Origin of the sequence: Microcoleus sp. FACHB-SPT15 (assembly GCF_014849525.1) — a bacterium.
Taxonomy (GTDB): domain Bacteria; phylum Cyanobacteriota; class Cyanobacteriia; order Cyanobacteriales; family Coleofasciculaceae; genus Symplocastrum; species Symplocastrum torsivum.
Genome location: NZ_JACJNU010000004.1, coordinates 60,080 through 84,357, shown reverse-complemented (window position 1 = coordinate 84,357; position 24,278 = coordinate 60,080). Strand labels below are relative to the sequence as shown.

22 protein-coding genes and 1 rRNA gene are annotated in these 24,278 nt (G+C 46.0%); 15 read left to right on the top strand and 8 right to left on the bottom strand.

Annotated elements, in window-relative coordinates; all coding sequences use genetic code 11:
• The 4 genes from H6F98_RS00885 to H6F98_RS00870 form a co-directional block, all read right to left on the bottom strand.
• A 16S ribosomal RNA gene (locus H6F98_RS00885) occupies positions 1 to 112 on the bottom strand; the annotation flags it as partial.
• Positions 113 to 415: 303 nt separating this feature from the next.
• Positions 416 to 2,092 carry an alpha/beta hydrolase gene (locus H6F98_RS00880; RefSeq protein ID WP_192216787.1) on the bottom strand — a complete coding sequence of 559 codons (1,677 nt, stop codon included), beginning with the start codon at positions 2,090 to 2,092 and terminating at the stop codon, positions 416 to 418.
• Positions 2,093 to 2,221: 129 nt separating this feature from the next.
• A complete protein-coding gene (locus H6F98_RS00875; RefSeq protein ID WP_192216786.1) occupies positions 2,222 to 2,614 on the bottom strand; it encodes a hypothetical protein in 393 nt (130 codons plus the stop codon).
• Positions 2,611 to 3,252 carry an AAA family ATPase gene (locus tag H6F98_RS00870; protein ID WP_192216785.1) on the bottom strand — a complete coding sequence of 214 codons (642 nt, stop codon included), beginning with the start codon at positions 3,250 to 3,252 and terminating at the stop codon, positions 2,611 to 2,613. The genes H6F98_RS00875 and H6F98_RS00870 overlap by 4 nt, the downstream gene beginning before the upstream one ends.
• Before the next feature lie 876 nt (positions 3,253 to 4,128).
• Between H6F98_RS00870 and H6F98_RS00865 the strand changes: the two genes are divergently transcribed.
• The gene (locus H6F98_RS00865) at positions 4,129 to 4,290 is read left to right on the top strand and encodes a hypothetical protein (protein WP_192216784.1); all 162 of its coding nucleotides are present in this window, start codon (positions 4,129 to 4,131) and stop codon (positions 4,288 to 4,290) included.
• Positions 4,291 to 4,560: 270 nt separating this feature from the next.
• Positions 4,561 to 4,830, top strand: coding sequence for a GlsB/YeaQ/YmgE family stress response membrane protein (locus tag H6F98_RS00860; protein WP_192216783.1), 270 nt, complete (start codon positions 4,561 to 4,563; stop codon positions 4,828 to 4,830).
• Between the two features lie 190 nt (positions 4,831 to 5,020).
• Here H6F98_RS00860 and H6F98_RS00855 read toward each other — a convergent pair whose 3' ends face one another.
• Both H6F98_RS00855 and H6F98_RS34325 read right to left on the bottom strand, forming a co-directional pair.
• Positions 5,021 to 5,449: a Uma2 family endonuclease gene (locus tag H6F98_RS00855; protein ID WP_313929776.1), complete on the bottom strand. Its 429-nt coding sequence runs from the start codon at positions 5,447 to 5,449 to the stop codon at positions 5,021 to 5,023.
• Positions 5,450 to 5,722, bottom strand: a complete 273-nt coding sequence (locus H6F98_RS34325) for a Uma2 family endonuclease (RefSeq protein WP_313929775.1) — start codon at positions 5,720 to 5,722, stop codon at positions 5,450 to 5,452.
• A gap of 310 nt (positions 5,723 to 6,032) precedes the next feature.
• Between H6F98_RS34325 and H6F98_RS00850 the strand changes: the two genes are divergently transcribed.
• Positions 6,033 to 6,527 (top strand): NINE protein, encoded by a 495-nt coding sequence (locus tag H6F98_RS00850; protein WP_192216782.1) that lies wholly within the window; start codon positions 6,033 to 6,035, stop codon positions 6,525 to 6,527.
• A 166-nt stretch (positions 6,528 to 6,693) separates the two neighbouring features.
• On the opposite strand, the gene H6F98_RS00845 is transcribed toward H6F98_RS00850, so the two are convergent.
• The gene (locus H6F98_RS00845) at positions 6,694 to 6,861 is read right to left on the bottom strand and encodes a ribbon-helix-helix domain-containing protein (RefSeq protein ID WP_192216781.1); all 168 of its coding nucleotides are present in this window, start codon (positions 6,859 to 6,861) and stop codon (positions 6,694 to 6,696) included.
• A 318-nt stretch (positions 6,862 to 7,179) separates the two neighbouring features.
• On the opposite strand from H6F98_RS00845, the gene H6F98_RS00840 reads away from it, so the two are divergent.
• From H6F98_RS00840 to H6F98_RS00790, 12 genes are all read left to right on the top strand, one after another.
• On the top strand, positions 7,180 to 7,497 hold the full coding sequence (locus H6F98_RS00840) for a hypothetical protein (RefSeq protein ID WP_192216780.1): 318 nt from the start codon (positions 7,180 to 7,182) through the stop codon (positions 7,495 to 7,497).
• A gap of 85 nt (positions 7,498 to 7,582) precedes the next feature.
• Positions 7,583 to 7,783, top strand: coding sequence for a hypothetical protein (locus H6F98_RS00835; RefSeq protein ID WP_192216779.1), 201 nt, complete (start codon positions 7,583 to 7,585; stop codon positions 7,781 to 7,783).
• A gap of 403 nt (positions 7,784 to 8,186) precedes the next feature.
• Positions 8,187 to 8,429, top strand: a complete 243-nt coding sequence (locus H6F98_RS00830; RefSeq protein ID WP_192216778.1) for a hypothetical protein — start codon at positions 8,187 to 8,189, stop codon at positions 8,427 to 8,429.
• A 352-nt stretch (positions 8,430 to 8,781) separates the two neighbouring features.
• The gene (locus H6F98_RS00825; RefSeq protein WP_192216777.1) at positions 8,782 to 9,189 is read left to right on the top strand and encodes a hypothetical protein; all 408 of its coding nucleotides are present in this window, start codon (positions 8,782 to 8,784) and stop codon (positions 9,187 to 9,189) included.
• A 1-nt stretch (position 9,190) separates the two neighbouring features.
• Positions 9,191 to 13,741 carry a DUF3987 domain-containing protein gene (locus H6F98_RS00820; RefSeq protein WP_192216776.1) on the top strand — a complete coding sequence of 1,517 codons (4,551 nt, stop codon included), beginning with the start codon at positions 9,191 to 9,193 and terminating at the stop codon, positions 13,739 to 13,741.
• A 350-nt stretch (positions 13,742 to 14,091) separates the two neighbouring features.
• On the top strand, positions 14,092 to 14,220 hold the full coding sequence (locus tag H6F98_RS33870; RefSeq protein ID WP_277927476.1) for a hypothetical protein: 129 nt from the start codon (positions 14,092 to 14,094) through the stop codon (positions 14,218 to 14,220).
• Positions 14,221 to 14,327: 107 nt separating this feature from the next.
• Entirely contained in the window at positions 14,328 to 15,101 is a 774-nt protein-coding gene (gene rfbF, locus H6F98_RS00815; protein WP_192216775.1) for a glucose-1-phosphate cytidylyltransferase, read from the top strand.
• A 61-nt stretch (positions 15,102 to 15,162) separates the two neighbouring features.
• A complete protein-coding gene (gene lhgO / locus H6F98_RS00810; protein ID WP_192216774.1) occupies positions 15,163 to 16,377 on the top strand; it encodes an L-2-hydroxyglutarate oxidase in 1,215 nt (404 codons plus the stop codon).
• Between the two features lie 12 nt (positions 16,378 to 16,389).
• On the top strand, positions 16,390 to 17,415 hold the full coding sequence (locus H6F98_RS00805) for an NAD(P)-dependent oxidoreductase (protein WP_192216773.1): 1,026 nt from the start codon (positions 16,390 to 16,392) through the stop codon (positions 17,413 to 17,415).
• A complete protein-coding gene (gene rfbC, locus H6F98_RS00800; protein WP_192216772.1) occupies positions 17,415 to 17,966 on the top strand; it encodes a dTDP-4-dehydrorhamnose 3,5-epimerase in 552 nt (183 codons plus the stop codon). The genes H6F98_RS00805 and rfbC overlap by 1 nt, the downstream gene beginning before the upstream one ends.
• A complete protein-coding gene (locus tag H6F98_RS00795) occupies positions 17,963 to 19,276 on the top strand; it encodes an NAD(P)H-dependent oxidoreductase (protein WP_192216771.1) in 1,314 nt (437 codons plus the stop codon). Before rfbC ends, H6F98_RS00795 begins: the two co-directional genes overlap by 4 nt.
• Before the next feature lie 509 nt (positions 19,277 to 19,785).
• Positions 19,786 to 20,487, top strand: a complete 702-nt coding sequence (locus H6F98_RS00790) for a WecB/TagA/CpsF family glycosyltransferase (RefSeq protein ID WP_396810094.1) — start codon at positions 19,786 to 19,788, stop codon at positions 20,485 to 20,487.
• Positions 20,488 to 20,897: 410 nt separating this feature from the next.
• Here H6F98_RS00790 and H6F98_RS00785 read toward each other — a convergent pair whose 3' ends face one another.
• Positions 20,898 to 23,273: a tyrosine-protein kinase domain-containing protein gene (locus H6F98_RS00785; RefSeq protein WP_192216769.1), complete on the bottom strand. Its 2,376-nt coding sequence runs from the start codon at positions 23,271 to 23,273 to the stop codon at positions 20,898 to 20,900.
• Between the last annotated feature and the right edge of the window lie 1,005 nt (positions 23,274 to 24,278).

The window sequence follows — 24,278 nt, the reverse complement described above, 5'->3', positions numbered from 1 at the left end:
CTCACGCGTTACTCACCCGTCCGCCACTAGCTCCCTAAAGAGCCCGTTCGACTTGCATGTGTTAAGCAGACCGCCAGCGTTCATCCTGAGCCAGGATCAAACTCTCCATTTTGCTCTTGAAGAGCTTGGCTCCGAAAATCTTTATTTCCGGAATCCTCTTGATTTTGTTTGTTTTGGGGTGAACCCCAAAACTCAGTTTCTTTTAACGAGGATTGGATATATCTAGTGCTTTCAAACTATTATTTTTTCTAGGTTCGTTGTGTCGAAGGGTTTTCCTTTGGCACTTGACTACTTTAACGAATCTTCGTCCCCCTTGAGTAGTGACAACCGTACTTTATTGGTCGGATTTCTCGACATTGACTTTTAAGAAAAGAAGCCAGCGCTCTGTTGCATAGCAACGAGTGCCTAGAGTGTGTCACAGAGAAGAATTGGGTTCTTGAGCTTGGCGTTGACGAAAATCCTGGAGAATTGCCTCAGCTTCTGGCGGAATCTCAGTAACTAGACGAATCGGAAACGCTTTTGTAGAAGCGAACTGGGCGTACTCCGGGGTGAGAAAGATGGCGTATTGGCTAGCCTCATCTATAAGTTGTGCTGCCATAGCAAGTGCGATCGCTTTCACGTAGTTACGAACATCAACGGCTTGTTCACCAACCACTTCACCACCTGTATAAAGTGTATCCAGTTGTCCTGCTTGGTCGGTCGTCGTGCTGGGGTCTTTGACACTGAGATGCGTACCACCAACAATCCCCACTAGCCATTTGGGTGAGGGCATCTTATCAAAACCAATAATCTGTTCGGTTAAAGCTGGGGTCGTTTTATCAGCGGATGCAGCAACAATTAAGGTAGGGACGGCGACTTGAGATAAGCCTGTTTCGCCAAATATCAGGGACGTGGTGGGAGAAAGAGCGATCGCTGCTTTCACTCGTGAATCTCGTAATTGATAACGGTCTTCGGGAAGCCCCTCAGCAAAACATTGGGCGGTTTCCCCAAGACTAAACGCGAGAATATCCCCAGGACAACGCTGTTTCAACTCCGTGAGTTGCAGTTCGGCACCAGCAACAGATAAAGCTGTAGACGCTCCTAAAGAATACCCAACCACCATCACGAGATCGCTTGCTAGTTTACCCTGGAGTGGAGAACTAGCATTTTGATTAAGCGTCTGAAGTTCATCAAGGACAAAGCTAATATCCTTTGGGCGATTTAAGAACTCCTCCGCTTCCAAGAGGGGAGCCTTTAACCTTAGAGCATTCCGGATGTGAGTCCCATTACTACCTGGATGTTCTAGCGCCGCGACGACATAGCCATGCGAGGCAAGATGTTCTGCCAAGTAGCGCATATCAGTACGAACAGAACCCAAACCATGCGAAAAGACAATGAGTGGTTTGGTAGGAGAAGCTTCTGTTGACCAGTAAACATCAAGGGGAATTTCGCGATCGCGTTCTGCATCATTGAGGTTTAAAGAAAGCACCTGAACTGTCGCACGTCCTGGCTGGCTAGCATCAAACGGGACATCAATCTGGGAACGCCTAGGAGCAAGTTGAGGTGTGATCGCAGCCATAAATGCCTGAGTTTGCCAAAACGCCCCATTAAAGTTTTCAACAACCTCAAAGGCTTCATCTAAATTAAGTTCAAGGCGAGGCTTCGGATACGCTTCGATAAAGCTAATTAAAGACAACCCTTCAGGCGCATTTGCTCCCAAAACTAACGCCGTTTTCATCGCTTGCACCCCAACCCTATCCGCTCTTGGGGTAGCCCTAGCAAGCACCGTGGCAAGCTCATCACCAACCTGAGTATTGAGGAAATTCCGAACATCCACAGCGTTGATGTTGAATTTTGCCTGAAGTGCATTGGTGATTTGACGGCGTTCCTTCGGAGACAAAATCCGCGCTATATCTTCGAGATTTGGTGGAGCAGCTTCAGTTTCCGCCAGGGTTTTCAAATCAGCCACACCAATTGTTTCACTCTCTTGAGAGCGTCGTAGCACTAAGGTTTCAGCCGCTTGTACAGAGGTAGTCACCCCGTTGAGGCTAAACAAGGCGCTAAGCGTCAATACCATAACTCCGGCGGAGCGAATGATTCTTCCGTCAAACATTTATGTTTATCTCGTGTTTATCTGTCGTCTTTTATCTCCTATTCAGCTTTCGGGTTGCTTCTTCAGTCAGTAGAATTACCCTTAAAGAGATATTTTTTGAGAACACTAGTCTAGCTTCTCTTCCTGGCACTACTCCCCTACATTTTTTAGGGCTTCATCCAGCAGAACCCGCACAATTTCAGCCTTTCTCTTTCCTGTCCTCGCTGCCAAAATAGACAGCTTCCGATGCATCGACGTGGATAAATCAACCGTGAAGCGTACTGTCGCTTCTCTAGGTTGCGCTTGAAACCGATTCATCAACGGCGACGGATTGACGTTTTTTTTCGTTGCACCTGATGTCACACTTGTTGGACTTTGTGCGGTAACGCTTTTGCTATCAGTGTCTGAGTCTTGTTCCGGAGACGACTCAGGTGGCGTGGCTTCCGGTGATGGCTCTTGGACTATCTGTGGCGACTTCTCACCGTAGATAAACTGCTCTGCTAAAGCATCATTCAGAGGTTTCCGACTTCTTTTAGGACTCATAACAATGCCAAAATTTCTTTGAACAATCGCTCATATTCTTGCCCTGACTCTTTAGCTGGACGACTGGGTAAATCCCAAACGGTTGCGGACTGACCACTCGTGTCTGCGATCGCTTGCTTTTGATGAATTACGGTTTTGAGCATGGTGACTTCAGGGGTTTGGCTCAAAAGTGCGATCGCTTCATCTTTGAGCTTGGTGCCTTTCACCGCTCGTGAGAGAAACACTGCTGCTGCCGGAGGACCCCCTCGAACTGACTGCGCCTGCTTGATTAATCTCACCGCTTCAGATGCCGAACGCAAGTCAACACCAGTCGGCTGTACGGGAATAATCGCCAAATCAGCACGGAACAAAATTGCCCTAGTCGCTTCTGCAAGAGAAGCAGGTCCATCAACAACCAACTGGCTGCACTGCTTCGCCAACTCTGGGATTTGCTCTAGCAAATCATCGGGTGTCTGTACCACTTTGTAGGGGATTGGCGACTCCATGCCCTCTAGCCACCCTGAGCTAGACTGCTGGGCATCAGCATCAACCAGAAGCACCTTCGTTTTCTTCTTTGTTGCTAGCCAGTAGCTGAAATGTACGGCTGTCGTCGATTTTCCGCAGCCACCCTTTTGATTAATTAGGGCAATGATGGTCATATAAGCATACTTACTGCTTTACTTACTTACTGCATTATGGCAGTACTTCAGTAATGCAGTAAATAAGTACTTAAAGCATCTTCGTAAACTGGACATCCAGGCACACCAATACAACGAGACATCGTTGAGCTTTAGCTTCACCTTTCTTGCTTAAGTACTTAACTACTGCATTACTGAGTTACTGTTTTAAGTATTTAAGTATTTAAGCCCCTTTATAAACCTGTTTTTGCCTGAATTTCTGTAGGAGCGCTGCATCTTGTGCCTTTTAAGATTTCGGTTTTGACGATAGGTTTGATAGCCACACCAGAAGCCACACCACCCAGTCCTCCTGTGGTGCAACACAAAAAAATACCCTCTCACCTGTCAGTGGAAAGGGCATCGTGAATGGTGTGAGGAGCAAGCACAAAGCTTATGTTTGCTACTTAAATAAAGTGTACTGGACGGATGTGACAACTTTATGACAACTAGATAGCAATAATGCGATCGCGCTTTTTCTCCCCCACCACTGCCTTACTCGTTCCGTTCCTTGGACATGATCTAGGAAAGATACAAGAAAACTTCCTCTCCTTCAGCATCCGGCTTGAATAGGGAATCTGACTTAATTACTTAATTACGCCTTTACTGCATTACTGAATAAATTAAAGCTAGGTTGAATTTAATCCTTATGCCTCTCACAATATCGAGAGGAAGGCAAGCCCTAATTGGCTAGTTTTTAGAAGTGTCCCTTATTTAACTTCCTGCCGTCACGAAATAATAAGCAAGGAGGCAAAAAGCTGCTGTGGCTTTTCGCAAAGTGTCAGTCCAAGCCCCATATAGCGCTGGACTCCGGTGAAACTAGATTCAATCAGATCGCAACGTCTACCGGAGAAATTAGCCATGACGACTATACCCGCTCTTATCTTTTTAGCCGCGTATTTCCTCTTGATTGCTGAGGCATTGTTTCCTAAACGAGAGACAAATAAAACATCTCAGCAAGAGTTAGGAGAAGCGATCGCAAAATATCTCTCCGAAAACAACTCAGAGAAGAAAGTCAAATAACAACCTGTTGAACGTGCTTGGCTTTTGAGTAGTGAAAGTCACGTAATGAGAGCGTAAGGGGCACCAGATAGCTTTTCTCCAGCCTCCTCCGCTACTAAGCATTGCAACTCTACCACAAGAAACTTTATAGTTTGTCTCATCCCTAGTAAATAAATCTCTTGGATTATTCCTTACGGGAACAACACTTTATTTCGTGAGGGAGATAGAAGAGGAAGATCAGAACTGATACCTTGTAATTGTCGATGAGAGATGTTTTTACAAAACAGTTTTATGAACATTCTTGCTTGGGTAGTTTTAGGTCTTATTGCTGGTGCGATCGCAAAAGCTCTTTATCCTGGTCGCCAAGGCGGTGGCATTCTTTCAACAATCTTGTTAGGAATTGTCGGGGCATTTCTCGGTGGAACTTTAGCAACAATTCTCACTACGGGGAGTTTCTCACTGGCAGCGACAAGTCTTAGTATTCCAGGAGTTATTCTGGCTGTTTTAGGCGCACTTCTGGCTGTTTTCATCTGGAATATGTTTAACCGCCGCACTGTTTAACTAATATCTTAATAAGAACTTACTAATTTCCGCTCAATAAGTTGTTGTTGAACACCCTCATAAACAAGCCGTTTCAGCTATGAATTACTGAGGGTCTTCTGACAGCAAAAGAATATAAGTCTCATACCGCCTTGGCTCAAACTACGACCCAAGGCGATATGACTCTTTTAATAGGTGTAAGTTTTATCTTTTACTTATCTTGAAATTGAGCCAGTAACCAAGCAACTACCTGAGATTGGTCGGTTTGGCGAGAGCGTTGTAAGGCTTCTTCGAGTAAGGAAATCTTTAATCCAGGTAGCACTTGAGACTCTTGCATCCGTCTACTGCCACCATCGGCAACGGCAAACGCAATCACTTGCTCACCTTGAACATCCACGACCCAATATTCAGCAATCTTTAGTTGCTCGTACATCAAGCGTTTTCGCCCCAAATCATCAGCTAAGGAACTGTCACCAATTTCTATCATTAAGTCTGGGGCTGGCGAACTATTCAAATCCACAACGGACGTTTCATCAGGAGCGAGTTGAGCGTGTTCGCCAATGTAATAAGAGACATCCGGCTGACATTCTCGAACTCCCTCTTTTCTATAGCTACAGTTAGTTAGCCCATTTAAGGGAATTCATTTAAGCCCACAGAACAAGTTGACCGCTAAGATGACAACGGTGTTATCACGAGAATGGCTAGAACCAATACTCACTTCAATTCGTAACTGTCCGTTGTCGTAGTAGCACTTGGCTTTTTCATAGGTTGGATCGGAAGCAATATGTTTAAATTGCTCCCAAGTTGTTGTAACCCATTCATCAAACTCCGTTAGCGAAAGCTTAAGAAAGTCTGACGCATCTCCAACAGTCCAGCCTGCGGCTTCTAGACGTTGACGCTTATCTTGGTTCATACCGAATCCATACTGCTTACACATCTCGGTTTAACCCCTCCCCTAAGAGGAGAGGGGAGCAAAACCTAGAGAGAGTCAAAGTCCGGCTCCCCCTTCCCTCGCAGGGAAGGGGGCTGGGGGGTTAGGTTAACTCTACCCCTCAAGAATATGACCGTATTTACACTGATCTACCAAATTTATAAAAGTTTTTTTTCGGTAATCTTGCTAATGCGTTAAAAATCCACCAATGGGAAAACTAGATTAGTAACGCAAAATTTTCACTGAGCCGAGCAATTAAGTTAACTCAATTATCAAAAAGGAATGGGGTGATATGAGAAACACAGGAATTGCATACCTTCTTTGGTGTACTGGTTTTTTTGGACTCGCTGGAATCCATCGCTTATACTCTGGAAAGTATGTAACTGGAGTGATTTGGCTGTTTACATTGGGGCTTTGTGGAGTTGGTCAATTCATAGACCTATTTCTGATACCAGGAATGGTTGAAAACAAAAACCTAAAATATCAGCTTCTTCACGCTACTCATAATAATGCCTCAGTCAGCCAACAAGTTGTCATTAATGTAGGTGAACAAGTTACTTCAGCTACTAGTCAAGCCAAAGCCATAGCTGAAAAAAAGTCTGATCTTCAGACAATTCTTCAATTAGCTAAAGATAATTATGGCAATGTATCTCTTGTAGATTGCGTTCTAGCTACTGAAAAGCCTGTTGAGCAAGTCAGAAAGACTCTTGAGAGCTTATGTGTTGATGGTTTGTTAGAAATAGATAATCATCAAGAAACAGGTGCAATCATTTACAGGATTATTTAAAAACAGTGCATTCCAAATCTAAGCATTGAATGTAAAACGGTACTTGTGCCATCGGTTTCCAGATAAATGAGTCATTGGTATTTACCAGTGGCTCATTTTTTTCAGCCAACACTTTTATAGCTAAATCAGACAAATCACGAGACAAGCCGCTACCCCACAACTATGCCTACTTCTTCTCAGGCTCTGACTTAGGCTCTGGATCAGGCAGCGACCTGATAAACTCTCGCAGGATTTCTGTCTTGCCTCTGTGAGTCTTTTTACAAAATGCTTCTAGCCGCTCATACTCCGACAGAGGCAGCTTGAATGTAACTCTCTTTATCTCGTCGCTTGTCATATTAGTGCATATAGGATACAGTCTATTTGTTGAATCAAATACATCCCAAGTACAGCCAATAGAACAAGTAAGAGAGACGTAAAATTGTCCGCACCTGGGAGAGCAAATCAGCTTTACCCAGGACAGAACCTTTGTCCATATCAAAGAACGCCAAGCCAAGGCATAGCACCAGTTATTGCAGTAATGCCCTAACTCTGACCCCAAATTAACAACTGTCCAGCCGCAAAACAATGCGTCTGGCACAGCTCATCTTAAGCATACGCCCGTGGACGCTTTTTACCCAAGCTCCCCACCAGCACTACACTACCCTCTATAAAAATGACAAATATTTATACTAACTCACCCCCCCAAGAACCCAACCCATGTCAACATAGCCAACAACGGCTTCCATCAACATTTCTACAACCCAAATACTGGTTTAACCAACTAGTAGAACGCACCTACACAGACGATGAGACAGGAAAAACCTACCATAGCATTGGTGTTGTTGTAGGACTCACCCTAAACCTTCCAGGTTGGAACCTTCCAGGCTGGGTTTACTTCATCAAATTCCTCTGGAGTGACAGCACCACTCCTCAACTTCCATTCATCGACGAAGTTGGCGAGTCAGACTTGCAGCCAGTCCTCTTTAATTGACGAACAACCTGTAGAAGCGTCTTGAAGTAAACAGCCCACATCCTTCGAGAACCTCCTGTACCCTCAAAGCACACTAATTGCCACCATGCTCAAAAGCAAAATCCACGTACTCACCAACATCCAAGGACTATTTTTACTAGTGTACGAAGACGCTCAAGGTCACAAATTTGAAGCACTTTCCCCAAACGGCGAAGTCTACCGTCACGGCGAAATCTATTACAACGCCGCAAGTGCAAAAGCAAAAGGCAGGCTGTGGATTCAGCAATTGATGACCGAGGACTTTTGAAACCCCTGCCTTCGCTCCAGCCCGCTAGAGCCTAAAGTCAAATGGCACTACGAGAAGCAAGGTGGGGAAGGTGGGGCAGAAATTACTTCCTCATCTCCCCCATCTCTCTTAACAAGTGCCATTCGGTTAAACTCCCTGGCAGACAACAGGGGCAAGAGTTAATTGAACTCCCGAAAACCCCTTCATTCAATATCACAACTTCCACAAAACTTTTTGTTCTTCTTACCTTTAAATGCAGTAACTACTGCCTTACTTAATGACTTAAGTAAATACTGCATTAAGTACTGAATGCAGTAATTGTAATCTTTGAACTATCGGTTACTCAATCACAAAGCAAACACACTATTATCTGCTATGCTGTTATCACAACGCTCGGCTAGACAACACGCATCTGGGAACTCAAATGATGGCAAATGTCCAGAAGCAACAAATGCTGGAAAGGGACGACTATCTCAGGTTTCGGTTACCTGAAGCACTTAAAGAAAGGTTCAAACTCTATTGCTACCTGAAGGGCATCACCATGTCTGACACCGTCAGGGAAATGATTGAAGACGTTCTCAGTAAGGAGAACTTGGAAGAACTGTTGCAGGAAAAGCTGTTACAGGAAAAACACAGAGACATTCCTAAAGACTTGCCCGATGAGTAACTAGCGCTCCCCGTAGCTAAAAGCTTGGTTGAGCACTCGAAAGAGAGGAACAAGAGCGTCTCGCTTGCTTTGACAATCTACCCAACGCGAGAAGCCTCTTATCATTTTCCCCGTTTATCTTGTATACCTAGTTATCACAAGCTGATATTTCTCTAGCTTTCTTTAACAAAAACTGGTAATCCAAGAAAACTTCATATACTCTCAATCCCTGCCCGCTAAGAAGCCCAATACCTAACCAAGACAACAGGAGACAAAACAATGAAAAGCCAAACCTAGAGACTAACCAATAGTTAAAGGCTGGCGCTGCCCTCAGTTTTTTTTGCCCAAACCGAGCAGCGAACCAGCCCTGTAAATGAAAGCACCCACGCAGCTAAGAACTGAACGTGGACACCTCCAAGATATGAAACTTTCTGTAGTTAATTCTACCTCAAGACAAGGCAGAGTTTCCAGCCTCCCCTTCACTTCATCGGCTGTCTCCCCCTTGTCTACCTCGAAAATTCCACCAACCTTGCACTTCAGATTCCCAAGGCTAGGTGGAATTGAGCAACATTCTCACAACCAGCACAGCGTTGAGACGTACCTGTTGGAACCGGCTACTCTTCAAGCCCTCCCAAGCAGCACGCCGAATCAACAACACAACAGCACAGCCAAACAGTACGACCAACAACAGGCGCTTGCGTTAGCTCATCAGGGATACCTCAGCAGTCCCCTCCAGCAGCCAATTGCTGACGTGTACACAGCTAGTCAGGGGGGCAAGTGAAATGGTACAGACTCCAATCAAGCCAAGTGCGCCACAAGAACGCCAAGAAGTTATTGACTGGCTAATTGCTCACAACTACCCAGTACTACCCATTGCCCCAGCCCAAAATGCCAAAAAGCATCCAAAAATCGTCAAGACTCATCCTGAACAAGGTGTTTGGGCACACTGCCCTCTCACAGAAGAGCTTCAGCCGATACAGCTCTACACTGGCAAAAATCCTTCCTACTTAGATCGTGACGGCTTTCCTCATTTAATCAATCATCGGCAGTATCAAACCCGACTCCCACGAGACGCAGATCTAGAACTTTGGTTTGCCAACCCAGAAAACGGTGTAGGAACGCTAGGCGGCTGGAACGATACAGTCTGGCTCGATTTTGACGTTAAACAGTTTCCCTCTCAAAAAGAGTGCGATGCCGCTGTTACCTCAGTTCTGGAGCGAGTAAGAGCGTCGGGTGATACACCCCAACAACAAACATTGATTGAGCGATCGCATTCAGGCGGTTGGCGAATCGCCCTCAAGCTCGAACAGAAACCCAACTTTACTAACTTCTCCCTAACACCTGGCGGCGCTCATGTTGGCGAAGCCCTCTTTACCGGACGCTTTACGGTACTCGCTCCCACAATTGGCCCTAGTGGCAATCCTTACCAATCCATCAGCCGTGCTCTACCTGTGTATATAGACTCTTTATCCGCAATTGGAATTTACCCCACTAAAAAGGGGGGAAGGAAAGGAAACCAACAATTAAATCTAGGGAATGGACAATCCCCAATCCCCAATCCCCAATCTCCAATCCCCAATCCCCAATCCCCAATCCCTGGCAGTATCCCACTCGAATTGTTGGGTCACGATACCAGTCGCGACATTTTACAGGGCAAGTGTCGAACCGATGACCGCAGTGACGCTCTAGCAACAGCAATCCAAGAATGGTACGGCTGGCAGAACTGGGGAGACAACAACGGTATTCAAATTAGTGGCAACACTATAGCCCTAACCCATCAGGCTGGCTCTCTACTAGGACTAGATAGCGATCGCATTAACCGCATCCTCAAAACCATTGACCCGACATCTTGCCAGCCAGCGGCACTCTACCGTGGTGGCGAGGAGAGTTGTTGGCTGAAAATTCAGCGACTGGATAATGCCACCTTTGGAGCGAAATGTCCCGCTCACATTAAAGATGCCATCCGTAGAAACAAAGGCAATCACATCTCTACAGAACGCACTGACGCGGATGGTTGTGGTTCCGGTGGTGGACGCAATGGCGGAGGGAGTCCGAAGTGCGGTGGCAGCGAGAGCTTTGACGGTAATGAAGACTCTCACGGCTCAGGCGGAGTTACATTACCCCAAAAAACGCCCTCTGAACTCACCGCAATCCGGAGCCAAATTAAAAACATCCTGATTCAAGATTTACCACCATCCGAACTGCAAACTGCCAAAATCCGAATCAGAAGAGCTTTCCCAGGAGTATCAGAACGAGAGGTTTCCCGACTCTTTGAAACCATTGAGCAGGAACTGGAGATTGAGGAATCAAGGGAGCATCGCCGCTCTGAAGTAGACAACCTCCTCAAACTCACCGACCAATCCCTCAACATTTCTGCATTTCTCCCAGCAGACTTAGCTATTCCGCTTGAGGGACTCGCACAAGGACTCAATATTCGCCCTGAAGTTTGTCTCACCTCACTCTTGGTTGCCGTATCCAGTCTCCACAAAACTACTACTGAGCTAGTCATCCACCGAGGTCAAGGCTTCAGCGTTCCACCTACCATCTTTGCCGGGTTAGTCTCCGAATCCGGACAGAAAAAATCTCCAATCCTCAAAGCAATCATCAAAAAACCCTTAGCTGTCCTCCAGCGGGAAAATCGCCTTGCCTTTGAAGAGGCACAAGCGAGGTATGACAAAGAAATTGCCGACTGGGATAAATGTAAATCTGAGGAGCGTTCAAAAAAATTCCCAGAAGGCAAACCGAAAAAACCGCAACAGCGACTTTATTACTTCACCAACTCTACTGGCGAGGGACTTCTGTATCAGTTCCAAGCACATCCAGATAAAGGACTTCTGGCATTGGTTGATGAACTGGTTGGATTATTTGCCTCTCAAAACAAATACAGTGGGGGACGTGGAAGCGATCGCCAAGACATCCTCTCAGCTTTCGACGGCACAGGAGCCACTATTCTTAGAGCGGCTGGAACCAAAGCCGATATCGAGGGCTTAAGTCTCTCAATCTGTGGCACCATCCAGCCAGAAGTCCTCAAGCGGCTAATGCGAGATTGCTCCGATCCAGACGGACAGTGGGCACGGTTTTTGTTTGTTAATCAACCCCTCGCGGCAGCTACCCTGAGCAATGATGACGGCTCTGGATTAGACCTAACCGGACGCCTCTTAAATTACTACCGCGCTATTGATCGACTACCAGCGAGAGAATATCGATTTTCACGAGAAGCATTTAAGCGTTATCAACCTGTCTATAACCAGCTAGAACAACTGCGTGTCTCTCACCCCTTACCGGGCATGAGAGCGGTTTATTCCAAGATGGAAGGTTATATCGGGCGACTAGCGCTTAACCTCCATGTCCTCCATGAACTTGCCAACGGCAAGACTGTCCCCGATGAAGAAATCCCACTGCAACCACTATTAAGTGCGATCACATTAGCTAAGTTCTACATCGGTCAAGTCAAGCTTATCCACGCCAACTGTTCAACCGACTTGGGGGAAATGGCACCACACTTAGCCAAAATCGTGGAACTATCCAAACGCATGGATGCCACGACTGGCAACAGTTGGATTAAAGCAAAAGTCGTCCAGAGTGGATACGATAGCCGTCACCGTCCACGTCCTGACTCGATTCGCTCCTGGTTCAGGGAGTTAGAAGCACTCTCTCTAGGTCGTACCCAAGGGAGCGGAATCCGACTGGAGTATTCCTGGAAATTACCCGATCTTCCCTTTGATGAGCCAGACCCTCCACGGAATAAAAAAGTGGAGAAAAGTGGAGAAAAGTGGATAACCTCTCCACCGACTCAAAGGACGCAGAAACAAGGTTTTCAAGAAAAAGTGGAGAAAGTGGATACCTTTCCACCTTCGGATTCGGGTTCTGATGACGTTATCGGAGGAGAAAGTGGATTAATTTCACGTTCTGAATCTTCCTCGCCCCCACTCGACTCTGGAACAAGCCTATCTCCTACAGAAGATTCAATCTTGTGCGAGGGAACGGCTCACACCTATCAAGCTGAACCAAGAAAGGCAGAGGGCAGAGGGCAGAAGGCAGAAAAGATTTATCCCGGTGCCGATGGCACGAGCATAGGAACGACGGATTGTCTGGCTTCCCTTGAAGAGACTCAGGGATTTGAAGACTCTCAACTGATGTCGAACCTCACAGCAACTTCCTCAGCCTTGGAGACTGACTTCACTCAATCTCCACTTTCTGGTTGTTCTCAATCTCTAATTACTAACCCTCACTCCACTTCTCCACTTTTTTGCTGTGATGACGCTATTGCGTCATCTGAGGTGGTGGATAACCACTCCACTTTTTCTCCACCAATGGATACCCACTCCACTTTTTGTGTTGGTGAGGAGCTAGATGTGAAAACTCCCCAGCCGGAAGCCATAGAACCAGCTACTAGTCGAGAATCATCAGAGACGATACATGCGGGACTTCATTTGAAAGTGTTCCCTCTGAATCAGTCTGCTGTCTTGATAGACTCTCACTTGCAGGAGACTGGGGTAGAAGAGGGAGGAACGGTTGTCATTAATCCCACAGCAATGTCACAAAATCCCGACCTTCGAGAGGCTTATAAACACGCCCTAGTCACCGTGGAGGAAGTTACACCACTATCGGGACTTGAAGAGAGTGAGCTACTCTCGCTTGTGACGGCGGCTGCGATTCAGGGACAGCGTTCATTTCTAGTGAAGTGGTTCTTACAGTCACCCAACACAGTAGTAGCGGCTCAAACCAAGTTGCGGTCAAACAACATACAGAGGGATAAGGAAGACAAGGGAGACTTTGGGGAACAAGGAGGACAAGGGAGCAAAAACCTCCTCTTTGGCTCTAGGGCAAAGTCCTTATTTCCTGCCTCTGTGTGTCAAGTATCAGGACTGAATGCAACTTGGTATGAACGATCTACAACTCATATTGCTGCTGCTCCACAATTTACGCTGACTTCTTACCTCAATAGTTCTACTTGCTCCGAATGGGAGGGGACGGCGTTTTCACCTCCCTGCTTAGAAGTTAAGGGTGTGCTGACCTTTGCTCCAGTGTGTCTCCCTTTTGTATACCCCTTCAACGTTGATGTATTGGCGTTGGCGTTGGTGAAGCCTGAAGAGGAAGGTAAGTGTTGCGACTCCGTTGGCGATGACCCTTTAGCGAAGCAAAAACCCGTTCAGTGTAATGAAGTTCAGAGGACTGTCCTCAAAATAGGCGATCGCGTCTATTGGTCTAAATGTCCTGCACACTGTGAACAATTTGCCCCGTTTGAAATTACTGCCATTGATGGTGATTACGCCAAGCTTGACTTATTCGAGAAGCCGGTGTTGCTGACAGAGCTACACCGCAGCTCGTGAAGAGGAGTTCTTGGTCGGTTGGGATGATAAGGAGATAGAGGCAGGAGTTACGTAGTTAATCGGTGAAAGCCTGATTCTGTCGTAAGGGCTTAGCAACACTAAGCCCTTATAGCGTGTTGAACAAGAAGAATACAGAAGTGGCGACCAAGAAACTTTGTTTTCTTGCTCTAAGTATTTATCCCTATCACTGGTTTAACACTCTCTGCATCTCTCCATTTTCTCAATACCCCATGTTCTTTCGGGTCAGGAGTTAGGGCACCCTACAAATGAACTTTATTCTTTTTCTAGAGTGACAATTAGCACTCATAAGTTGCAATGCCTTTCCTTGGCATTACAAACCCTGGCTTGCTATGATTTTGCTGTTTATTGCCCATCTGCTTGCCGCACAACCGGAATATTTACAGAAATTCTTGAAGTTTTTACATGGAGAGTCCATCATTTACCGTGTCTTTACAGTTAGCTTGTGCATTGACGATTAGGATAATTGTTTAGATAAATAATTATCAACTTTTCTCATCTGAATTTCTGTGTTCACGGTCTACCCAAGGTTACACACTAGTCGCCTTGAAAATTATGAGGTAATTACATGAAAGCAGTGATACTGGCTGGAGGTCTTGGTACTCGCATTAGTGAAGAAACTTCCGTTAGACCCAAGCCTATGGTAGAGGTTGGTGGTAAGCCAATTCTGTGGCATATCATGAAAATCTACTCCGCTCATGGAATAGATGAATTTATCATCTGCTGCGGTTACAAAGGATACGTTATTAAGGAGTATTTTGCTAACTACTTCTTACACATGTCTGATGTCACCTTTGATATGCGATTTAACCAAATGAACGTCCATTCTGGTTATGCGGAACCTTGGAAAGTTACCTTGGTTGATACGGGTGAAAATACGATGACCGGAGGACGACTAAAACGGGTAAAAGAGCATGTTGGCAAAGATACCTTCTGCTTTACGTATGGAGACGGTGTAAGTGCTGTCAATATCAAAGAACTGCTTGACTTTCATAAAGAGCAAAAGACCTTAGCAACATTGACGGCAACCCGACCCGCAGGACGTTTTGGAGCGCTAGCGTTGGGAGAAGATGACAATAAAATTGCCAGCTTCCGGGAGAAACAAGATGGAGACGGTGCTTGGATTAATGGTGGTTATTTTGTTTTAGAACCAGAAGTCATTGACTATATAGCAGATGACGAAACCGTGTGGGAAAAAGAGCCACTAGAAAAGCTTGCTGAAAGTAATCAACTTTCGGCTTACAAACACAGTGGTTTTTGGCAACCTATGGATACTTTACGAGATAAAAATTATCTTGAAGACCTCTGGAAGAGTGGCAAAGCTCCTTGGAAGGTTTGGTAAGCCAAAATTTTAAGCTTCAAGAACGATTCGTACACTAAGAGTGGCAGTAGCAAAAATACCCATGTATGACTTTGCAATCATCGGCGGTGGAATTGTCGGTCTTTCTACCGGCATGGCTTTAGGCAAACGCTATCCCAATGCACGTATTGTCGTGCTAGAGAAGGAAAGCAAGTGGGCTTTTCACCAAACTGGCAATAATAGCGGTGTAATTCACTCTGGCATTTACTACAAACCAGGAAGTTTCAAGGCGAAGTTTTGCCGCGATGGTTGCCAATCGATGGTGGAATTCTGCCGAGAGCATGGTATTGCTCATGAAGTTTGTGGCAAAGTCATTGTTGCTACTGATGAAAGTGAGCTGGCGAGACTAGAAAACCTATACCAACGTGGTTTGGAAAACGGGTTGAATGTCAAGAAAATCACTGCCGAGGAAGTCAAGGAAGTTGAACCGCATGTTGCCTGTGTGGCGGGAATTCGAGTCTACTCAACAGGAATTGCCGATTACAAACAGGTTTCTCGGAAATACGCGGAACTGATTGAGTTACAAGGTGGCGAACTTCATCTCAATACGAAAGTTGAGAAAATCCGCCAAATGCCAAATAGCCAGGTACTGGAGACAAATAAAGGTACATTCGAGGCACGCTGCGTCGTTAACTGTGCAGGACTGCATAGCGATCGCATTGCTAAACTAGGACGAGTTGACCCCAAAGCCAAAATCGTTCCATTCCGGGGAGAATACTACGAACTCACCCCAGAAAAACGCTACTTGGTCAACACCCTAATCTACCCAGTTCCCAATCCAGATTTCCCCTTCCTCGGTGTCCACTTCACCAAGATGATTGATGGCAGTGTTCACGCCGGACCGAATGCTGTCTTGAGCCTCAAACGTGAAGGCTACAAAAAAACCGACTTCGACCTCCGGGATTTCGTAGAAGTCATGACTTACCCTGGCTTCTGGAGACTTGCCGCCAAAAACGCCGACGAAGGCATCAAGGAAATCATTCGCTCCTTCAGTAAAGCCGCTTTTGTCCACAGCTTACAAAAGCTCATTCCTGAAGTGCAAGCGGACGATGTTGTTCCCACCCACGCCGGAGTTCGCGCTCAAGCCTTGATGAACGATGGAAAACTCGTGGACGACTTTTTGATTGTCAAAGGTCAAAACTCCGTCCATGTTTGTAACGCTCCTTCTCCAGCCGCCACTTCTTCTATTGAAATTGGCAAAGCGGTTGTAGAGCAGCTTCCAGCACCGCAGCATCTACAATCAGCCGTTAACGCATAGGATTTTTAACTAATGAAAGTACTGGTAACAGGAACAGAAGGCTACCTTGGCTCATTATTGCCTCCCCTCCTCATCGAACGCGGACATGACGTAATTGGGGTAGATACCGGATTTTATAAAGTGGGTTGGCTGTACAACGGTACTGAAGTTACTGCCAAAACCCTAACTAAAGATATTCGCAACATCACTCATGAAGATTTAGAAGGTGTCGAAGCGATTGTTCACATGGCTGAACTCTCAAACGACCCAACTGGACAACTGTCTCCGACAATTACCTACGATATCAACCATAAAGGTTCGGTTCGCTTAGCCACGATTGCCAAAGAAGCAGGTGTGCGCCGCTTTGTTTATATGTCTTCGTGCAGTGTGTACGGCGTTGCAACCGAAGGCGATGTTACCGAAGAATCCTCAGTAAATCCGCAAACCGCTTATGCCGAGTGCAAAACCTTGGTAGAGCGTGATGTCATGCCGATGGCAGACGATAGCTTCTCGCCCACCTTCATGCGGAATGCCACTGCTTTTGGTGCTTCTCCCCGGATGCGCTTTGATATCGTCTTGAACAACTTGGCAGGACTGGCATGGACAACCAAAGAAATCAAGATGACAAGCGATGGTACACCTTGGCGTCCCTTGGTTCATGCTCTAGATATCTGTAAAGCAATTGTCTGCGCTCTTGAAGCCCCTCGTGATGTGGTTCACGCTCAAGTCTTCAACGTGGGTGACACCTCAAATAACTATCGAGTCAAAGAAATTGCTGAAATCATTGCCGATATCTTTACAGGCTGCCAGTTGAGCTTTGGTGATAGTGGTGCCGATAACCGCAGCTATCGCGTATCCTTCGAGAAAATTAACACAACCCTCCCTGGATTCAAGTGCGATTGGGATGCTAAGCGTGGTGCCCAGCAGCTATTTGATTTGTTCACTCAAATTGACATGACGAAAGAAACCTTTGAATCGAGGGGTTTCACTCGCTTAAAGCAGTTGGAGTATCTGATTCGCACTCAGCAAATTGACAAAGATTTCTTCTGGAGCAAGTAATGCTATTTACCGAAACCAAGCTCAAAGACGCTTTTATTATTGACTTAGAGCATCGCGAAGACCCCAGAGGCTTCTTTGCACGCACGTTCTGTGCCAAAGAATTTGAAGAACACGGTTTAAAGCCCACGGTTGCCCAGTGTAACTTGTCGTTCAACCATAAAAAGGGCACGCTGCGGGGGATGCACTATCAAGTTCCTCCAGCGGCGGAAACTAAGTTGATTCGCTGCACCCAAGGGGCAATTTACGACGTAATTATTGATATGCGTCCTGATTCCCCCACCTATATGCAACACATTGGCGTGGAACTCACGGCAGAAAACCGTCGCGCTCTTTATGTCCCTGAGCTGTTTGCTCACGGTTACCTGGCACTTACGGATGGTGCTGAGGTGGGGTATCAGGTGGGTGAATTCTACACCCCTGGACATGAGCGGGGACTGCGCTATGACGACCCGGCATTTGGAATTGAGTGGCCGATCGAAATTACTGTAATTTCCGATAAAGATGCGGCTTGGCCTTTGTTTGAATCTGTTTCTGTAGGAGCAAAATCATGATTATTGTCGATAATGCGCTGAAAGCACGGGCAGAAGCAGGGAACCCAGTTAAGGTGGCGATGATTGGTGCTGGCTTTATGGGTCGAGGGATTGCTAATCAAATCCTCAACTCGGTGCCAGGGATGAAGCTGGTGGCGATTTCCAACCGAAGTCTAGATGTCGCGAAGCGGGCTTATGCTGAAGCTGGCGCTGAGGATGTCAAGGTTGTTGATACAGTCTCGGAGTTGGAAGACGCGATCGCACAAGGGCAGTATGCCGTAACTGAAGATGCGATGTTGCTGTGTAAAGCCAGTGGTATTGACGCGCTGATTGAAGTGACTGGCGCAATTGAGTTTGGCGCACATGTGGTGATGGAAGCGATCGCTAATCACAAGCACATCATCTTGATGAATGCGGAACTCGATGGCACGGTTGGTCCGATTCTTAAAGTCTATGCCGACCGCGCTGGCGTTATCCTGTCCGCTTGCGATGGCGACCAACCTGGCGTAGAAATGAACCTTTATCGGTTCGTCAAGAGCATCGGTTTGACACCACTACTGTGTGGCAACATCAAAGGCTTACAAGACCCTTACCGCAACCCCACTACCCAAGAAGGGTTTGCCAAACAGTGGGGTCAAAAAGCTCACATGGTGACCAGTTTTGCTGATGGTAGCAAGATTTCCTTCGAGCAAGCGATCGTTGCTAATGCGACTGGGATGAAGGTCGCCAAGCGCGGTATGTTGGGCTATGACTACAGGGGTCATGTCGATGAGATGACAAAAATGTATGATATCGACCAGCTCAAAGAACTGGGCGGTATTGTTGATTACGTCGTGGGTACCAAACCTGGTCCTGGCGTATTTGTCTTTGCGACTCATGACGACCCCAAGCAACGTCATTACCTGAATTTGTATAAGTTAGGGGAAGGTCCGCTTTACAGCTTCTACACTCCTTATCACCTGTGCCACTTTGAGGTACCCCTATCCGTGGCTCGTGCTGTCCTCTTTGGGGATGCTGTCATGGCACCTCTGGGTGGACCGCTTGTCGATGTTGTAACGACGGCAAAAATTGACCTCAAGGCAGGAGAAACTCTGGATGGCATCGGCTACTACATGACTTACGGTCAATGTGAAAACTCTGATGTTGTCCAAGCGCAAAACCTGCTACCTATGGGGTTAGCTGAAGGTTGCCGTCTGAAGCGGGATATTCCGAAAGACCACGTCCTCACCTATGATGACGTAGAGTTACCGGAAGGCAGGCTCTGCGACAAACTGCGGGCTGAACAGAACGCTTATTTCGCCTCCTCAAAAACTCCAGCTACTGTTGGGTAGATTGTGAATCCTGTTAACTTCTTCCGTTTGCAGCCCATGGGTGTGAACGGGAGAAGAACGGAAGCTAAGCTGCAACCCCTTGTTGCAGCGTCTCCTCCTCACCTCAAGCTATCCTGTTAATTCTTGCTTGAGAGAACTACGCGGCTGTGTATCTGGCTTACACCCCAATTTGACACACTTCTGGGGAGGAAATTCCTACGTTTTTAATTAAAGAAACCGTAAAGTTGCCGAGAGAGTAAATTGAAGAGATAGTAAAGCTACCTGCTTTTACTTGCGAGTTAAGTATCTGGCTTCGTATATTCTAGTTAACGGTTTAATAACGTAGATAGTTTCACCAACTTTAGTTAGGACGTTTCACCTATAAAAAGTTGCAAAATTACACCCAAGTAGGACTAAGCCAGATGCGCCAAGTAAAATTATTAAATGTAGCTATCGATAATTTGTCTCGGCTAGAGTTTCTCGAAAAGTGCAAGAGTGGAATTGTCTTTACGCCCAACGTAGATCATCTGATGAAGCTACAGGATGATCCTGATTTTTATCGTGCTTATAACGCAGCAACTTACAAGTTGTGTGATAGCAAAATTTTATTTTTCGTTTCTAAGTTTTTAGGATCGCCAGTTAAAGAAAAAATTTCAGGCTCTGACCTTTTCCCCGCTTTTTATGAGTACCATAAAGATAACGAAGACATCAAAATTTTTCTTTTAGGCGCTCGCGAAGGAGTAGCCAGTGCCGCTCAACAAAAGATTAATTCTAAAATTGGTAGAGATATCATAATCGGTACGCACTCTCCCTCTTTCGGGTTTGAGAAAGATGAACAAGAATGCTTGAAGATGGTTGAAATGATTAACCAGTCTGGAGCTACAGTCCTTGCGGTAGGAGTAGGTGCGCCAAAACAAGAAAACTTCATCTTGAAGTACAAAGATAAGTTGCCAAACATCAAGATTTTCTTAGCTATTGGTGCAACTATCGATTTTGAAGCTGGCAATATCAAGAGAGCGCCCAAGTGGGTCAGTGAAGTTGGGATGGAGTGGCTGTATCGCTTAGTGGCAGAGCCGAAGAGGTTGTGGAAGCGGTATTTAGTACATGGTCCTGGCTTCTTCTGGCTGGTCTTCAAACAAAAACTCAATTTTTATGCAGACCCCTTCAATACGACTTATTCTGCACATACTGGGAGCGTTCCTCGTGAACAGATGATTGAGACGATTGAGTAGTTCTCTACGGGATTCTAACAATAAAAAGGGAAAGGAAGAAATACCTCCTTTCCCTTTTTATTTTTCTATGCTTATCAACCGGGTTAATTACTTCGTTTATAAGCTATAGCAGTAGCCACGAATGTTAGGACATTAACGGGAGAAGAGCGTTCCTTAGAAGTGAGCCTATTTGACTTTCAGCTGACCGCTGAAAGCTGACTGCTGATTGCTATAACTGATGAATATGGTATTCTTGCTTCTTTTTTGCCTTGGTTTATCGTCAATAGTTTCTACGTTGTAGAGCGCTTCCTAGAATGAAGGGTTGAACTTCTATCTGGAAGCATTTACCGCACGCATTGCCACCAATCTTTGTACGGTAGTTGCTTCCGTCCATAGCTACTTTGATGAGAGTCTTACCCTTGGAGTTACGACTATTTTCTGTCCTTAGCTTTGTCAAGTTGGTAATCTGTCCATTTTCCAGCGCCTTGATGAGCGGGTAGTTCTTCCTCAACTAGCTTAAGCCCAGATGTGGATACCGTATTGGATGGACTTTTTGCGCCTTTCCTCACATGATTAGCAACTACTCCCAAAGTTGGTAAGCGGAAAGTATTGAGTTGATTGAGGACTTGCATGACAAGGGAGCGGCTCGTCTTGCCAACACCTACAACCATCAGAATTCCATCTGTATGAGCAGCCAGGAAATTGGCATCCATAAAGCCAACCAAATGAGATGTGTCATAAATAACCAAGTCAAAGGTGGCTTGAAATTCCTCCATCAAATACTGCATTTGAGCTGAGCCAAGGAGTTTGGTGGAGTTGGCTTGGGGTTGACCAGAAGTCAGGACAAACAGATTATCGGCGACTTGCGTTCGCTGGATGAAATCGTTCGGATCTAGCTTTTTAGAAAGGAGGTCGCTGAGTCCTTTTTGGTTGGGTAAGTCTAAGTGGCTGTGTAGCTGAGGCTGACGCAAATTCGCGTCTACCAATAAGACTCGCTGACCCATTGCGGCGGCTGTTTGTGCCAGGTGTAAGGCAATGGTCGTCTTTCCATCCCCACGAGAAGCTGAGCAAACCGCCAAGGAGCGAACAGGTGGATCTGAAGAGAGAAAACGGATGCTGGCGTAAAGTGAGTCGAAGGCTTCCAAAAATGGAGAAGTCGCTAACTCACTGCCTCCAAGTGCTAGTTCTGAGCCGTTCAAGGCGTTGCTCTTCGGTAATTTTCCGGCATTTTTATAGAGTGGAATCACGCCCAATAGAGGCAATGGGATGGATTCCTTAATCTCCTCAGTCGTGTAAAAGATATTGCGAGATTTCTCGATGAGCAAAGCGGCTCCTACACCCAACAGTAGCCCCAACACGGCTCCCATCATCTGAATATTTTTCGCTTTGCTGGGAACCGGGACAGGTTGACCTGTTGGGTCAAGCGGGACTTGAGGCTGGGAAAAGATTTCCCAAGGCAGACTTGTCTGAGCCGCCTCAACTCGCAGCGTTTCGCGCTGAACCAATAGCTGGTCGCGAGTCCGGGTGGCAATTTCTAATTGCTGCTGGATATCGTTATACTGGCGAATCAGTGTCGGTAGCTGCCGTAGTTGTTGCTCAAAAGAAGCTTTAGTCTGAGCTAGTGCTTGAGTGCGTAGGTCTAGCACTTGAATTTGGTTGGTGGCAGTAACCAGTTGGTTAATCAGGTCTAGGCGAACCGAATTTTGGAAAGCCAGCACTTGAGGATTGCTGGTTGACCCGACGCTGCTTTGCCCCAGAATCCGCTGCGTTTCCTGATTTTGTAGGGATACTAAGTTTTGCCGTTTCGCCTGTAGGGCTTCAACTGTGGGGCTATTCGGCAAAAAGCGAGCTGATTCGACGGCAATCTGATTATCGAGTTCCTGAACCTTTGCCTGGAGTCCTGAGTAGTTTGGATCTTCACTCAAAGCCGATGCTGCGATCGCTTCATCGGGTGTTAGCGCTAACTGGTTTTTAATGTTTGTATAGAGTGTCCTCTGCTCTTGTAGCTGACTTTGGGCTTCTCTTAATTGATTGGAAACTTCACGGATTTGCTCAAATAAGTCTGCGCTTTGCACGTTGGGATCAGTCAGCTTGTACTGCTGTTGCAGCCTTTGCCGTTGCGACTGAAGAGTATCGACTCGCTTCTGCAAGGCGGGAAGTTGGTCTTCAATAAACTTAACCCCTTCACCGATGCGAGACTTCCGCTCGTCAAGGCTGTATTTTAAATATTTGTTAGCTGTTACCTCTAAAACAAATTGGACTTGCTTTGGATCTTCCCCTTGGAAGCTCACTTCGAGCATTTTGGTTGGGTCAGTAATTTTAGGGTCTTCGCTTTGATAGCGTTCAACCACTAACCCCTGCTTGAGTTGCTCATATTCAAACTTGGGATACTTCGTGCGAATTTGCTCAAGAATCTCAGTCAGCATCTTCGGACTCTTTAAGATCTCAAGCTGAGTTGCATAGTCTAGTTCAAAATTGTCTTCCCCAGGTACGTCTCCGTTAGCACGGGTGAGTGACGAGGGGTCAACGGCTCTCGCTTCGTTGGTTACAGGTTCGACTAAGAGCCGGAAGTTCCCTTCATAGACAGAGGGGGCGCTTTTAGTTGAATACCAGGCTCCAGCAGTTACCAAACCTGCAATCCCAACAACCAGCAAGGCTTTCCGCTGGACAGTCCTCAAGAGTGGACGCAGATTCAATCCTTTTCTAGGGGGAGCGCTAAACTCTTCTTGGTCTACCGATGGCAATTCCTGCAACTGTCTGCCTCGCTTACTAATTGATAAGATTTGAGAGCCTTGTTCTGTTTCCATTTTGACCTCTGTGTAGTTTGTTGGCTTGCACCCCCCGACAAAACCCTAATTTGTAGAACTTCTTAAGGCTTGAGGCAGAAGGGGAATTTCCCTTGTGGCTTCCTCTCGGTTTGGCTAGAGAGTAAAGATAACGCTAAAGTGCTTCTCACTTTACTGGTTTCCCTTCCTCATCAAACTCCATAAGCTTGACTCGCAAGATCCTATGGCTTTACAAAATTTAATAAGTTTATTTTCTGCCAGCTCTCCTTTGGCAAGGTTTGCTCTTTTACTGACTGACTCTTTGTTGCTTATACCTTACATTTTGCCCTTTCAACTAGCTTGGCAGGGGATTTTTGATAAGAGGGATTAGTCAAACTGAAACTTGTATGAAATCAATACTTGAGGAGAGCTGCAACTCGACTCCCCAGAAGAGGAGTGGCATTGTAGGTGACAAGTTGGATGTAATTGTAACGTCTGTGGCTCAGAATCCTGATCACATCTTGGCATATGCGTGAAACTATAGCTGAGAATACAGCACGCTGCTCTTGAAAAATTTTCTCTTTTCATGGGCGTAAGAGAACCGAGACTAATTAACACGCCTTGTTTTCTCCTGTTGTCATTGATTCCACTAGAAGGCTTACTGTAACGCCAACTGAATTGGGGTGGTAGCCTGATAATGAGAGTGCTTGAAAACATCTTAAGTATTAAAGTTTAAAGGATTGAAAATTGGCGTTCGTGATTTGATAAAGCCTCTCCGGAGAATCCGTGAATAAATTCACAGAAAATTCACAAAACTAATCGGTCTAAGAAAGGCTGAACCAAGCTTACATCCATTAAATAGTAATAAAATAAACTAGGTTTTATCAAAAATCTGAAGGTATTGACTCTCATAAGCAACATGACTCCTGGAACGTCCGTCAGAAGCGCTGTAGTGATACAGGTAGAGATAGCCAAGTTGAACTCTGGAACTTCTGGATAATAGTTAAAGTATAAACGCGGCTTGAGAGTTCCAATTCCCCAAGATTC